Origin of the sequence: Microbacterium sp. MF43, from assembly GCF_012847295.1 — a bacterium.
Taxonomy (GTDB): Bacteria; Actinomycetota; Actinomycetes; order Actinomycetales; family Microbacteriaceae; genus Microbacterium.
Genome location: NZ_JABBDY010000002.1, coordinates 61,879 through 74,568 on the forward strand (window position 1 = coordinate 61,879; position 12,690 = coordinate 74,568).

Sequence of the window (12,690 nt, forward strand, 5' to 3'; positions counted from 1 at the left end):
CGAGACGCCCGGCCCGCGGGCGCGACGATAGGGAGGCACCCATGACGGTCACGAGCGAAGCCACCACTGCCTGGAAGGGCGGCCTCTTCGACGGATCCGGCGAGGTGACCTTCCAGTCGTCTGGCCTGGGCACCTTCGACGTCAACTGGAAGGCCCGCAGCGAGGGCTCCACCTCGGTGACCACCCCTGAGGAGCTCATCGCGGCGGCGCATTCCTCGTGCTTCAGCATGGCCTTCTCGCTCGCCCTTGCCGAGAACGGCACCCCGCCCGAGTCGATCGACACGACGGCTTCGGTGACCTTCAAGCCGGGCACGGGGATCACGGGGAGCCACCTCAACGTCAACGCGGTCGTCCCGGGACTCGACCCAGAGGAGTTCGAGCGCCTTGCGCAGGAGGCGAAGGCGGGCTGCCCGGTCTCGCAGGCCCTGGCGGGCGTCGAGATCACGATCGAGGCCACGCTTGCCTGAGGCCGAGACGCCCCGTTCCCCCGCCGGCCGTGTGGTCGTCGCGGGGGGATCGGGACTGATCGGCTCGGCCCTCGTCGACAGCCTGCGCGCCGACGGCATCGAGGTGACGCGACTCGTCCGCCGGCCGCCGGCATCGCCCGACGAGGTGGAGTGGCTGACCGACACCATGCCCCTCGATCCGGCGGTGCTCGAGGGCGCGCGCGCGGTGGTGGGCCTCAACGGCGCCAGCATCGGACGATTCCCGTGGACGCGCAAGTACAAGAACACGCTGCTGTGGTCACGCGTGACCCCGACGCAGGCGCTCGCGCGTGCGGTGCGCGAACTGGGGACGGATGCCCCGGCACTCGTGAACGCATCCGCGGTCGGCTACTACGGCTCGGCGCCGCGACGCACCCTCGACGAGGGCTCCCCTCGCGGCGAGACGTTCCTCGCGGACGTGTGCGCGGAGTGGGAGTCGGCGGCCCGGGGGGCGGGTGACTCCGCCCGCGTCGCGCTGCTGCGCACCGCGCCGGTGGTGCACCGCGACGGCATCCTCAAGCCGCTCATCCTTCTGACCAAGCTCGGAGTCAGCGGGCCGATCGGCCGAGGCACGCAGGTATGGCCCTGGATCTCCCTCGATGACGAGGTGCGGGCGATCCGCCATGTGATCGACTCCGATCTCGACGGACCGGTGAATCTCACGGGGCCGACCCGCGCGACGGCGAACGATCTCGGCTTCGCCCTCGCTGTGCGCCTCAATCGGCCGTTCCTGCTGCGCGCACCGGTCTGGGCGGTGCGAACGGTGCTCGGCCGTGATGCCACCGAGGCGATCCTGACGACCGACGCCCACGTGGTGCCGGCCGCGCTGGAGGCCTCCGGTTTCGAGTTCCGCCACGCGACCGTCGAGGACGCCATCGCGGCGACCGTGCCCGCGGCGGGATGAGTCAGCCGCGGCGCTTCGCGCGCTCCAGCCGGATCGCCCGGCGCACCGCCTCGCGCGCGCGTCGGCGGTCGCCCGAGGCGTCGTACGCGAGCCCGAGGCGGTACCAGGCGCGCCAATCATCCGGGCTGGCTTCGACGGCGGCGCGGTAGGCGGGGAACAGGGCGTCGGCCTCGGAGCGCACGATGCGTCCGCTGGGGAGAACGTCGACCTCTTCTCGAGGGAGGGCCCCCTCGGCTTCCAGCCGCCGACCCAGGGCTTCGGCACGCACTCCGAACCACAGTTCGCGACCGAGCGCCCAGGCGGCGATGAGGGGCAGCACGACCAGCGCCGCACCCATGAGCACCCCCACGGGATCGCCGCTCATCAGCAGCAGCCACGCTCGCTGCGCGACGAGCGCGATGTAGACTGCGAGCAGCACCGCCATCACGGCGACGCCGATGCGTGCGCTCATACTCCCGTGGCCCGCGCCACCTGCCCGGGGACGTCACCCTCGTCGAGCGGCCTCGCGTCGGCGGCGACGGATCCGGGCCGGCGGATGCCGATGTCGAGGAAGCTGTCCAGCCCCACGACGATGCCGGTCGCCTCTCTCGCAGCGGCGAGCGCGAGCCGGATGCCGGGGCCGTACGCCAGCGCCGGCTCGATGGTGTCGTGAACGATCGTGAGCGACTCCCCCGCGCCCGACAGAATCGCCTCCTGCCTCGCGATGACCCCGGGACGGCGGAGCGAGTGGATCGGCACGCTGGCGACCTGCTGGCCGCGAGCGCGCTGGTCGACGTGCGGGGACTCGACCGGGCCGACCTCGTTGCGCGCTGCGGCGATCAACTCCGCCGTGCGCACGGCGGTCCCGCTCGGCGAGTCGATCTTCGTCTCGCGGTGCGCCTCGACGATCTCGATCGACGGGAAGTAGGGCGCGGCCGCGGCGGCGAGCGCCGAGCCGATGACAGAGCCCAAGGAGAAGTTCGGGATGAAGACGGCACCCGTGCCGGCAGCCTCCACGAGCGGCCGCACGAGGGCGATCCGTTCGGCGGACCACCCGGAGGTGCCGACGAGCACATTGATGCCGCGCTCCACGGCCGCTCGCACGACATCGATCGAGACCGCGGGGGTCGAGGCATCCACGACCAGATCGGCGCCCGCGAGCTCGTGAAGCTGTGATCGCGACGACAGCACGGCGACGACCTCGAACTCGTCCTCACGCTCGACCACGTCGCGGATGATCCCGCCCAGCTTGCCGGTGCCGCCCACGATGGCCACGCGTGTCGTCATGCTCTCCATCCTAGGCGGGGCCGATCGGGCGCCCCTGGCGCGCCTAGGCTGGTGCGGTGGTCTCTCTTCGTGAATCACCCGTCGACGCCGCAGACGCGCACGAGCTGCTCGCCGAGTACTTCCGCGCCCGCACCGACGGGTTCGCACAGCTCGATGTGGCCTACACCACGACGTTTCCCGCGCCGGCTGCGTTCGCGCCGCCGGCGGGCGTCTTCGTCATCGTGGATGACGATGAAGGCCGACCGGTCGGCTGCGGAGGCATCCGACACATCCCGGACGGTCCGCACGGCACGCGCTACGAGGTGAAGCACCTGTACCTGCGACCCGAGACCCGCGGCCGCGGCTGGGGCCGCCTGCTGATGGACGACCTCGAGACCCGCGCCCGCGCCCTCGGCGCCCGCGAGCTCGTGCTCGACACCCACCACTCGCTCGAGGCCGCCGCCGCACTGTACGCCAGCACGGGGTTCACGGCGATCGACCGCTACAACGACAACCCCAACGCCTCCCGTTGGTACGGCAAGGTGCTCGAGCCGGGGGCTCAGACGGGGTAGACCTCGGGCAGGCCGGTGCGCAGCTCGAACGGGAGGTGCGCCATGTCGTTGTGCGAGAGCAGGGTCCACGGGCGGCCCTGCTTCTGAGCGATGACGGTCAGGCCGCAGTGCGCCTGGTTGAGCGTCATCCACCGCCACTCGGGAGCCTGCAGGACCTCGCGGACGAACCAGGCGATGACGAAGTTGTGGGTGATGAGCAGCTCGTGCACCTCGCCCCGCTTGCGAGCCAGGTGTTCGCTGACCGCGTCCGCCATCTGAGCCCGCCCGGCTTCGATCTCGGCCTCGGTGACCGAGCCGAAGAACGGCTCGAACACCGCCGGTGTCTCGTCGGTCATCCCGGTCGGCACGCAGTCGAACAGGAGTGCCGAAGGCACGGGCTCGAGCGACGGCATCCGCTCCTGGACGGCCCGGGCCGTCTGACTCGCTCGCTCGAGAGGCGAGTGCCACACGGCATCGAAAGGCACGCCGGAGAGTCGATCGGCCAGGAGCGAGGCCTGCCGCCGACCGCGGGGCGACAGCGGGCCGTCGACGAGTCCGTGCTCGGCATCCTGGTGCTCGCCATGCCGCACGAGGTAGATGTAGTGCGTCACAAAGCTCACTCCGTCGGGGATCGCGTGCCCCGACGGGACACGTCTTCCACCCTACGACACCGCTTCGCGGACGCAGGTCCAAGCGGCGGCGCGTGGGGATACAGGGCAGGCAGCGCAACGAGCGGAGGAGATGTCAGGGAGGGAGGACGGATGACCCGGCATCGCTCCTCCCGTCGTCACATCTCCTCCCCTCGTCGCACCTTCGCGCGATGCGCCGCAGTCCGTTGCGCCGCAGTCCGTTGCGCCGCCGCCTCCGCGCCCGATCGTCCGGTGGCGCGGGTACAGCAGACGAACGCGCGCGGTCGGCCCGAGCGCCGGGATGAGCGGCGCAGGCGCGCTACTGCGCGGCGCGCGCGATCTCGGCGAGCTGCGAGCGGCTGAGCCGGACGCCCACGCCCTGCACGAGCTCCTCGATGTGCTCCGGGGCGTACGCGTTCACGATCGGCGCCGTGACGAGCTTCTGCGCGAGCAGCCAGGCCACGGCGACCGCTGCGTCGGGAACGCCCAGCTCGCCCCCGACCGCGTCCAGCGCGCGCAGCGTGCGACTGCCGCGCCGATTGAGGTTGGCGGCCAACTGCGCGCCGCGCACCGACAGCGCGCCGCGCAGGCGCGTGCGCTGGCGCCCGGCGAGGAAGCCGTGCTCCAGCGCGTGCGACGGCGTGACCGCCATGTTCTGGGCACCCGCGACCAGCCGCAGGTCTGCGTCGAACTCGTGACGTCGCAGCACGTTGAAGGGAACGTCGAGAACGGTGATCCGCGGGAAGCCCGCCGACGAGAAGATGCGGGCCTCGACGAGCTGCGCCGCCGTGTATCCGATCGCGCCGACCGCTCGCACCTTGCCGCTGTCGACGAGCCACTCGGCCGTGGCGAGCGTGTCCTCGAGCGCCGACGCGGAGTCGCTCGTCGCGTCGAGGGACAGCACGTCGATGCGATCGGTGCGCAGGCGGGTGAGGGATGCCTCGACCGCCCGCACCAGGTTCACCGGGCCGAGCCCGGGGTTGTCGGGGTGACCGCCCACGCGCACGGCGAGGACGATGTCGTCGCGCAGGCCGCGCGAGTGCATCCACTGCCCGATGATGTGCTCGCTGCGACCCGCGGCGAAGCTGTCGGACGTGTGGACCATGTTGCCGCCGAGCTCGGCGTACGAGTCGAGGATCGCGTGGCTCGACTCCAGATCGACGTTCCACCCGAACTCGGCCCCGCCGAGGATCAGCGGGAAGACGTCGAAGCCGCTCTCGCCGAGCGGGACGCGGACGTTCGCGCCGACGCCGGGCCCCTGCACCGGGATGGGGGCGGAGGGGTGAACCCCGGGAGCGTGGGGGGCGGCGTTGCGGCTCGACGACGAGAGCGTCGAGTCAACGCCGAAGAAAGCCATGAGTCACCCCCGCACGGGGACTCCCGCAGGATTCTCCGTGATCTCCGATTCCGCACCCCCCGGCGCGTATCTATGAGGGTAGGGCAGTCCGGGGACAAGGCCGTGCGCTGACGCGTACGGTCGGTAAACATTGCATAACGCTTTGGTCACGCCTCGGCGGATCAGGGCCCCGCCGGGACCCGCGGCGTCCGCGTCACGACATCGACGCCGAGACGCCGGATGCCCGCCCCTCCGAGACGGGAGAGACGGGCATCCGGACAGACGTGGCGGATCAGCCTTCGGCGGGAGCCTCCGGGCCTTCGCTCGCGGCAGCCGAGCCCTCCTGGTCGGCGGCCTCTTCGAGCACCGGCTCGAGCGACAGCTTGCCGCGGTCGTCGATCTTGGTGATCTTGACGAGCAGCTTCTGACCGACGCCGAGGACGTCCTCGACGTTCTCGACGCGCTTGCCGCCGGCGAGCTTGCGGACCTCGCTGACGTGCAGCAGGCCGTCCTTGCCGGGCAGGAGCGAGATGAACGCGCCGAACGTCGCGATCTTCACGACGGTGCCGAGGAACTGCTCGCCGACCTCCGGGTTGGTGGGGTTGGCGATCGCGTTCACCTGGGCGCGCGCGGCTTCAGCCGATGGGCCGTCGGTGGCGCCGATGTAGACGGTGCCGTCCTCCTCGATGGAGATCTGCGCGCCGGTCTCGTCCTGGATGGCGTTGATCGTCTTGCCCTTGGGCCCGATGAGCTCACCGATCTTGTCGACCGGGATCTGCACGCTGATGACGCGCGGCGCGGTGGGCGCCATCTCGTCCGGACCGTCGATCGCGGCGTTGAGCACGCCGAGGATCGTGAGGCGCGCATCCTTGGCCTGCGTCAGCGCGGCGGCGAGCACCGACGACGGGATGCCGTCGAGCTTCGTGTCGAGCTGGATGGCCGTGACGAACTCGCTCGTGCCGGCGACCTTGAAGTCCATGTCGCCGAGGGCGTCCTCGGCGCCGAGGATGTCGGTCAGCGCCGCGTAGCGCGTCTGGCCGTCGACCTCGTCCGACACGAGACCCATCGCGATGCCCGCGACCGGCGCACGAAGCGGCACACCGGCGTTGAGCAGCGACAGGGTGGAGGCGCACACCGAACCCATCGACGTCGAGCCGTTGGAGCCGAGGGCCTCCGACACCTGACGGATCGCGTAGGGGAACTCCTCGCGGCTGGGCAGCACCGGGACGAGGGCGCGCTCGGCGAGGAAGCCGTGCCCGATCTCGCGACGCTTCGGGCTGCCGACACGGCCGGTCTCACCGGTCGAGTAGGGCGGGAAGTTGTAGTGGTGCATGTAGCGCTTGCTCGTGACGGGCGAGAGCGAGTCGATCTGCTGCTCCATCTTGAGCATGTTCAGCGTCGTGACGCCGAGGATCTGCGTCTCGCCGCGCTGGAAGATCGCCGAGCCGTGGACGCGCGGGATGACCTGCACCTCGGCGTCGAGCGGGCGGATGTCGGCGAGGCCGCGTCCGTCCATGCGGACACCCTCGGCGAGGATGCGGCCGCGGACGATCTTCTTCGTCACGGACTTGTAGGCCGCGCTGAACTCGAGGGTTGCGACGGCGGGGAGCTCCCCGGACTCGACGGCGGCGAGGAGCTCGGCCTTGACCGCGTCCTTGAGCTCGTCGTCGGCGTTCTGGCGGTCCTGCTTGTCGGCGATCTGGTAGATCGGGACGAGCTTGTCGTATGCCCGGCCGGCCACGAAGTCGTAGGTCTCCTGGCTGTAGGGCAGGAAGACGGGGAACTCCTTGACCTCCTTGGCAGCGGTGTTCGCGACGACGTTCTGCGCCTCGACGAGCTGCTTGATGAAGGGCTTCGAGGCCTCGAGGCCCTGGGCGACGATCTCCTCGTTCGGCTTGGTCGCGCCGGCCTTGATGAGGTTCCAGCTGTGCTCGGTGGCCTCGGCCTCGACCATCATGATCGCGACGTCGCCGTCGGGCAGCACGCGGCCGGCGACGATGAGGTCGAAGACGGCCTCCTCGAGCTGGCTGACGGTCGGGAACGCGATCCACTGGTCGGCGTTCTCGCCGTGGCCGGGGATGAGCGCGAGGCGCACACCGGCGATCGGGCCCGAGAACGGCAGCCCGGAGATCTGGGTCGACAGCGATGCGGCGTTGATCGCGAGGGCGTCGTAGAACTCGCCCGGGGCGATCGAGAGCACCGTGACGACGATCTGCACCTCGTTGCGGAGGCCGTCGACGAACGACGGGCGCAGCGGGCGGTCGATCAGGCGGCACACGAGGATCGCCTCGGTCGAGGGACGGCCCTCGCGGCGGAAGAACGAGCCGGGGATCTTGCCCGCGGCGTAGGAGCGCTCCTCGACGTCGACGGTCAGCGGGAAGAAGTCGAAGCCTTCACGGGGCGACTTGCCGGCGCTGGTGGCCGACAGCAGCATCGTCTCCTCGTCGAGGTAAGCGGCGACCGCTCCCTGGGCCTGCTGGGCGAGGCGTCCGGTTTCGAACCGGACGGTGCGGGTGCCGAAGCGTCCGTTGTCGAGGACGGCTTCGGCTGCGGTGATTTCTGGACCTTCCAAGAGGTCCCTCCTTCTTTGTTTAAGCTCGCGGGTCCGTGTGACGCGCGAGCGTTCGTGAAGGAGCAGGAACAGGCAGATCTCGGCGCGCGGCGATAGCCGCGGATTCGCGCCAGCACTGGCCACCAGTAGAAATCCACCCGGCGCCGCAGCGACGAGGAGACCACCACAGGGGACCAGCTAGCTGCCGGCCTGCTCCGTGAGCTCATGTTGAATTGAGCGGATGCCTCGAGGGCAGCCTTTGCGATCCTACCAGTGACCCGCGTTGCGACGCGGCGCCCTGGTGCCGAGGCACCGCCGGTGCCTAGGGTGGGGTCATGAGCACCGACGAGAAGCCGGCGGGCGCGGCGTCCGAAGAGATGAAGCGCAAGTTCAAGGAAGCACTCGACAAGAAGAACGCACAGCACCGCGAGGGCGAGGCCCACATGGACGGCGACTCCGCCGTCCATGGCACGCACGGAGCGGTCACCAAGCGCGAGTTCCGCCGCAAGAGCGGCTGATGAAGGGCTCATGATGAGCGACTTCCGCGAGCGGATCCCCGACGACGAGCGGGATGTGCCCCTCGACGACGACATCGAGTTCGAGCTGCCGCCCGCGACGCTCGACCCGATGGAGTCCGTCGAGGACCAGATGGACGAGCTCGACCTGGAGGAGCGCGAGTCGGCGATCGAGTCGGGAGAGATCGACCCGACGTCCTGACACGGCGACGGGCCCGCCCTTGGTAGGGCGGGCCCGTCACTCGTGCGTCAGCGGCTGAGTGCGACTTCGCGGTCGCGAGCGCGGCGCTCCTTGGCCTCGGCCTCGGCGACGGCGGCCTCTTCGAGACCCTGCACGCCGACGGCGTCGCGCGAGTCCGACATTCCATCGTGGCCGTCGCCCGACAGGGTCGTCTCGTCGAACGGCAGTCCGCCCGAGAGAACGCGCCGGGCGCGGTTGCCGTCGAACTCCTTCGTCCATGACCCGATCAGCACCGTCGCGACGGCGTTGCCGGTGAAGTTCGTCAGCGCCCGCCCCTCCGACATGAAGCGGTCGATCCCGACGATCACGCCGACGCCGTTGACGAGGTCGGGGCGGTAGGCCTGGAGCCCGCCGGCGAGGGTCGCCAGGCCCGCGCCCGTGACTCCCGCCGCGCCCTTGGACGCGATGATCATGAAGACCAGCAGACCGATCTGCTCGCCGATCGACATGGGGGCGCCCATGCCGCTGGCGATGAAGAGCGACGCCATCGTCAGGTAGATGGCGGTCCCGTCGAGGTTGAACGAGTACCCGGTGGGCACCGTGATGCCCACGACGGGCTTGGAGACTCCCAGGTGCTCCATCTTCGCGATGAGGCGCGGCAGCGCCGACTCCGACGAGGACGTCCCGACGATGAGCAGGTACTCACGGCCCAGGTACTTCACGAGACGGAAGATGTTGATCCGCGTCGTCGCGTAGAGCAGCGTTCCGAGGACGCCGACGATGAACACGACGCACGTGATGTAGAACGCGATCATGAGGGTGCCGAGCGCCCAGATCGCGGCGATTCCCGTGTTGCCGACGACGGCGGCGATGGCGCCGAAGGCGCCGATCGGGGCCAGCCACAGGATCATGCCGAGGATGCGGAACACGAGCGCCTGGAGGTGCTTCACCGCGTTCATGATCGGCTGCCCCTTCTCCCCCATCTGCTGCAGTGCGAATCCGACCAGCAGCGCGATGAAGAGCACCTGCAGCACGCTCTCACCGGTGAACGCCGAGAAGAAGGTCGTGGGGATGATGCCGAGGATGAACTCCTGCGTCGTCTTGGCCTCCCCCGCCGCCTCATAGGTCGAGTTGGCCATGTTGAGGCCCTCGCCCGGGTGGAGGAGATTGCCCACGACGAGTCCGATGGCGAGAGCGAAGGTCGACATCACCATGAAGTAGAGCAGCGCCAGGCCGCCGATCTTGCCGACGGTCGCCGCCTTCGCGATCGATCCGACCCCCACCACGATCGTGCAGAAAATGATGGGCGCGATCATCATCTTGATCAGGGCGACGAACGCCTCCCCCAGCGGCTTGAGGGCGACGCCGATATCGGGCCAGACCAGTCCGACGACGGCGCCGAGCACCACGGCGGCGATCACCGCCATGTACAGCCACGTGTGCTTGTCCCATGCCTGCTTGCCGCGGCGCCAGTTGAAGCCGGGAAGGGTGAACGAAGTCGTCCGGGTCGAAAGAGCCATCATCGCCTCCAAGGTGGTGGACACTCGCTGTCCGCTGTGCGCCGGAGCATTCCCGGCGTGAGCCCCAGCGTGCGCCGTCCGGCGCGCGGCGACGAGTTGTGGTCGTATTGGTCGCAGAGCGGATGCCTCGGCATCCGTCCCCGCCCGCCTGTCCGGAGGACCCATGAACGCACCGCCCACCGCCCGACGACTCCGACGCGAGGCGTGGGGGTTCGCCGTCGGCTCGCTGCTCTTCTTCGCGGGGTCGATGCCGTTCTACGCCGCGTGGGCGGGGAGCGTCGGGACGAACGCGACGTTCTTCGCCGGGTCGGTCTTCTTCACGCTCGCCGCGTTCATCCAGCTGAGCCTGAGCGGGCGCCGGATACCGCACCGGGAGATGTCGCGGCCGGACCGCGTGGACTGGTGGGCGGCGGCGATCCAGTTCGCCGGGACCCTGCTCTTCAACCTCTCGACCGGAGCGGCTCTGGCGGCCGCCGTCACCCAGCCGGCCGAAGTCGGTGCGGGCTGGAAGCCGGACGCATGGGGATCGCTCGCGTTCCTCGTGGCGAGCTTCCTGGCGATCGTGGCGACCAAGGATCGGGGTCGCCTGTGGGACCCCGACTCCCGCACCTGGCATGGCACGCTCCTCAACTTCGTCGGATCGGTCGCCTTCGGCGTCTCCGCCGTCGGCGCCTACGTCGTTCCCTCGACGGGCGACCTCGCCAACGCGGCGTGGGCCAACGGCGGCACCGCGATCGGCGCGCTCTGCTTCTTCGTGGCCGCGCTGCTGTCTCGCCGCACGATCCCGAAGGCGTGAGGATGGAGGAGACCGGCGAGGAGTGAGACGGTGGACGGACAGAAACGACGGCGCAGCGCGGCGTCACGCGTCTTCGTCGTGGTCGCCGTCGCCGTCACGGTGCTCGTCGCGCTGCTCGCCGTGCTTCTGGTGCTGGACGCGCAGCGCGCGGCGCGCACGGAGGCCGAGGAAGTGACCCGTGCGCTGGCCGCGACGCTCGCGCAGACGCCCGCCGTGGCGCAGGGGCTCACCGGCTCCGGCACGGACCTGCAGCCGTTCGCCGAGGACGTGATGGAGGAAGCCGGCGTCGACTTCGTCACGGTCATGACGCCCGACGGCATCCGTGTCACTCATCGCGACCGGGCCGAGATCGGCCGCCCCTACCTGGGCACGATTCCCGCGGAGCCGCGGCCGGTGACGGAGGAGTTCACCGGCACGCTCGGCCCGTCGGTGCGCACCATCGCGCCGGTGCACGACGCCGACGGCGCACTCGTGGGCTGGGTGTCGGTGGGCGTCACGGTCGGAAGCATCGCTTCCGACATCGTGCCGCGCCTGCCGGGCGTGCTCGCCATCGTCGCCGCGGTGCTGGCGGCCGGATTCGTCGGCGCGTGGCTCGCTCAGCGCACGACGCGCCGCGTCGCCGGCGATCTTCCCGCCGGCTCGATCCGCGACGCCGTCTCGTCCTACGAATCGGTGCGCACGCTCGGCGAGGCGCTGCGGGCCCAGACGCACGAGCACGGCAACCGGATGCATACGGCGGTGTCGCTCCTCGAGCTCGGAAGGACCCGCGAGGCGATCGAGATCCTCACAGAGACGTCCCGCCAGAGCCAGGCGCTCGTCGACCAGGTCGCCGCGCGCCGCGACGGCGACCCGACGGTCGGCGCCCTGCTGCTGGGAAAGGCCGCACAGGCCCGCGAGCGGGGGGTCGAGTGGACGGCCGAGATCGACGAGGATGCTCCGCGCAGCGCGCTGACGCCGGTCGACGCGGTCTCGGTCGTGGGCAATCTCATCGACAATGCGCTGGATGCCGCGGCATCCGGAACCGAGCCGCGCTGGGTGCGGGTGCGCTTCTCACGGGCACCGGACGCGTCGCTGAGCGTCGACGTGTCCGACAGCGGAGACGGCGTGCCACCGGAGATCGCGGAGCGCATCTTCGAGCACGGGTTCTCGACGAAGCCCGCAGACGCGAGCGGCCGCGGCGTGGGTCTGGCGCTCGTGCGGTCGATCGTCGGGAGCGCCGGCGGCAGCGTTCGCCTGGCCGAGGCCCCGACCACGTTCTCGGTCACGCTGCCGGCGAGGCGATCGTGATCGGCGTCCTCCTCGTCGACGACGACGCCCTCACCCTCGAGCTGCACCGCTCCTACCTCGAGCGCCTCGACGGCTTCGCGGTCGTCGGCGAGTGCACCGGTGCCCGCGCCGCGATCTCGGCGGTGCTCGAGCACGGCGACGGCATCGATCTGGTGCTGCTGGACGTCACGATGCCGGACGGCACGGGACTGGACGTGCTCCGTCACGTGCGGGCACGCGGCGCCGATGTGGACGTCATCGCGATCACCGGCGTCCGCGATGCCGACGTGGTGCGCCAGATGGTCGGTCTGGGTGTCGCGCAATACCTCGTGAAGCCGTTCACGTTCGCGATGTTCCGCGAGCGCCTCGAGCAGTACGCCGAGTACCGGCGGCGCGCGAGCGAGGCGTCGGGCTCCGCCACGACGCAGGCCGAGATCGACGCGCTCCTCGGAGCGCTGCGTCCGACGACCGCGGTGGCGCTTCCCAAGGGGCTCTCGCCGGACACCCTCGAACGCGTCACCGCCGACCTCCGCGCCCACGAACCCGTGTCGGCCGTCGAGGCGGCCCAGCGATTGGGCATGTCGCGCGTCTCGGTGCGGCGATATCTCGAGCACCTGGCCACGACGGGCGCGGTCGTCCGGTCGGCGAGGTACGGCACCGGCGGCCGCCCGGAGACGGAGTACCGGCGGCGCTGAGCCCCGGCGTCGGAGG

The 12,690-nt window shown here is 70.5% G+C and carries 14 protein-coding genes; 8 read left to right on the forward strand and 6 right to left on the reverse strand.

What is annotated here, in order from left to right; translation table 11 throughout:
• The first annotated feature begins 41 nt into the window (after positions 1-41).
• Positions 42-467 carry an OsmC family protein gene (locus tag HF323_RS04670; protein ID WP_169581439.1) on the forward strand — a complete coding sequence of 142 codons (426 nt, stop codon included), beginning with the start codon at positions 42-44 and terminating at the stop codon, positions 465-467.
• Positions 460-1,389, forward strand: a complete 930-nt coding sequence (locus HF323_RS04675) for a TIGR01777 family oxidoreductase (protein ID WP_169581440.1) — start codon at positions 460-462, stop codon at positions 1,387-1,389. Before HF323_RS04670 ends, HF323_RS04675 begins: the two co-directional genes overlap by 8 nt.
• Before the next feature lies 1 nt (position 1,390).
• Here the strand turns inward: HF323_RS04675 and HF323_RS04680 are convergent, their stop codons facing one another.
• On the reverse strand, positions 1,391-1,840 hold the full coding sequence (locus HF323_RS04680; RefSeq protein ID WP_169581441.1) for a tetratricopeptide repeat protein: 450 nt from the start codon (positions 1,838-1,840) through the stop codon (positions 1,391-1,393).
• A complete protein-coding gene (locus HF323_RS04685; RefSeq protein WP_169581442.1) occupies positions 1,837-2,655 on the reverse strand; it encodes a dihydrodipicolinate reductase C-terminal domain-containing protein in 819 nt (272 codons plus the stop codon). The genes HF323_RS04680 and HF323_RS04685 overlap by 4 nt, the downstream gene beginning before the upstream one ends.
• A 56-nt stretch (positions 2,656-2,711) precedes the next feature.
• Between HF323_RS04685 and HF323_RS04690 the strand changes: the two genes are divergently transcribed.
• Positions 2,712-3,206: a GNAT family N-acetyltransferase gene (locus HF323_RS04690; protein ID WP_169581443.1), complete on the forward strand. Its 495-nt coding sequence runs from the start codon at positions 2,712-2,714 to the stop codon at positions 3,204-3,206.
• Here HF323_RS04690 and HF323_RS04695 read toward each other — a convergent pair.
• The 3 genes from HF323_RS04695 to HF323_RS04705 form a co-directional block, all read right to left on the reverse strand.
• Entirely contained in the window at positions 3,194-3,796 is a 603-nt protein-coding gene (locus HF323_RS04695) for a histidine phosphatase family protein (RefSeq protein WP_169581444.1), read from the reverse strand. The genes HF323_RS04690 and HF323_RS04695 overlap by 13 nt on opposite strands.
• Before the next feature lie 337 nt (positions 3,797-4,133).
• Positions 4,134-5,171 carry an aldo/keto reductase gene (locus HF323_RS04700; protein WP_169581445.1) on the reverse strand — a complete coding sequence of 346 codons (1,038 nt, stop codon included), beginning with the start codon at positions 5,169-5,171 and terminating at the stop codon, positions 4,134-4,136.
• 271 nt (positions 5,172-5,442) lie between these two features.
• Positions 5,443-7,722 (reverse strand): polyribonucleotide nucleotidyltransferase, encoded by a 2,280-nt coding sequence (locus HF323_RS04705; RefSeq protein WP_169581446.1) that lies wholly within the window; start codon positions 7,720-7,722, stop codon positions 5,443-5,445.
• Positions 7,723-8,036: 314 nt separating this feature from the next.
• Between HF323_RS04705 and HF323_RS04710 the strand changes: the two genes are divergently transcribed.
• Together HF323_RS04710 and HF323_RS04715 are read left to right on the forward strand one after the other, a co-directional pair.
• Complete coding sequence (locus HF323_RS04710; RefSeq protein WP_169581447.1) at positions 8,037-8,219, forward strand: DUF5302 domain-containing protein; 183 nt, start codon at positions 8,037-8,039, stop codon at positions 8,217-8,219.
• A gap of 10 nt (positions 8,220-8,229) precedes the next feature.
• Positions 8,230-8,418, forward strand: a complete 189-nt coding sequence (locus HF323_RS04715) for a hypothetical protein (RefSeq protein ID WP_223169204.1) — start codon at positions 8,230-8,232, stop codon at positions 8,416-8,418.
• A gap of 47 nt (positions 8,419-8,465) precedes the next feature.
• Here HF323_RS04715 and HF323_RS04720 read toward each other — a convergent pair whose 3' ends face one another.
• Positions 8,466-9,917 carry a cation:dicarboxylase symporter family transporter gene (locus HF323_RS04720; protein WP_169581448.1) on the reverse strand — a complete coding sequence of 484 codons (1,452 nt, stop codon included), beginning with the start codon at positions 9,915-9,917 and terminating at the stop codon, positions 8,466-8,468.
• 163 nt (positions 9,918-10,080) lie between these two features.
• Between HF323_RS04720 and HF323_RS04725 the strand changes: the two genes are divergently transcribed.
• The 3 genes from HF323_RS04725 to HF323_RS04735 are packed head-to-tail and all read left to right on the forward strand — an operon-like array spanning position 10,081 to position 12,674.
• Positions 10,081-10,713: a YrhK family protein gene (locus HF323_RS04725; RefSeq protein WP_169581449.1), complete on the forward strand. Its 633-nt coding sequence runs from the start codon at positions 10,081-10,083 to the stop codon at positions 10,711-10,713.
• A gap of 30 nt (positions 10,714-10,743) precedes the next feature.
• The gene (locus HF323_RS04730; protein WP_169581450.1) at positions 10,744-12,000 is read left to right on the forward strand and encodes an ATP-binding protein; all 1,257 of its coding nucleotides are present in this window, start codon (positions 10,744-10,746) and stop codon (positions 11,998-12,000) included.
• Positions 11,997-12,674: a response regulator gene (locus tag HF323_RS04735; RefSeq protein ID WP_169581451.1), complete on the forward strand. Its 678-nt coding sequence runs from the start codon at positions 11,997-11,999 to the stop codon at positions 12,672-12,674. Before HF323_RS04730 ends, HF323_RS04735 begins: the two co-directional genes overlap by 4 nt.
• Positions 12,675-12,690 lie beyond the last annotated feature (16 nt).

Bases quoted from the DNA above. Each gene is read 5' to 3' on its own strand.
- HF323_RS04670 (WP_169581439.1), top strand. From the start codon at position 42: ATGACGGTCACGAGCGAAGCCACCACTGCCTGGAAGGGCGGCCTCTTC.
- HF323_RS04680 (WP_169581441.1), bottom strand. From the start codon at position 1,840: ATGAGCGCACGCATCGGCGTCGCCGTGATGGCGGTGCTGCTCGCAGTC.
- HF323_RS04685 (WP_169581442.1), bottom strand. From the start codon at position 2,655: ATGACGACACGCGTGGCCATCGTGGGCGGCACCGGCAAGCTGGGCGGG.
- HF323_RS04700 (WP_169581445.1), bottom strand. From the start codon at position 5,171: ATGGCTTTCTTCGGCGTTGACTCGACGCTCTCGTCGTCGAGCCGCAAC.
- HF323_RS04710 (WP_169581447.1), top strand. From the start codon at position 8,037: ATGAGCACCGACGAGAAGCCGGCGGGCGCGGCGTCCGAAGAGATGAAG.
- HF323_RS04715 (WP_223169204.1), top strand. From the start codon at position 8,230: ATGATGAGCGACTTCCGCGAGCGGATCCCCGACGACGAGCGGGATGTG.
- HF323_RS04720 (WP_169581448.1), bottom strand. From the start codon at position 9,917: ATGGCTCTTTCGACCCGGACGACTTCGTTCACCCTTCCCGGCTTCAAC.
- HF323_RS04725 (WP_169581449.1), top strand. From the start codon at position 10,081: ATGAACGCACCGCCCACCGCCCGACGACTCCGACGCGAGGCGTGGGGG.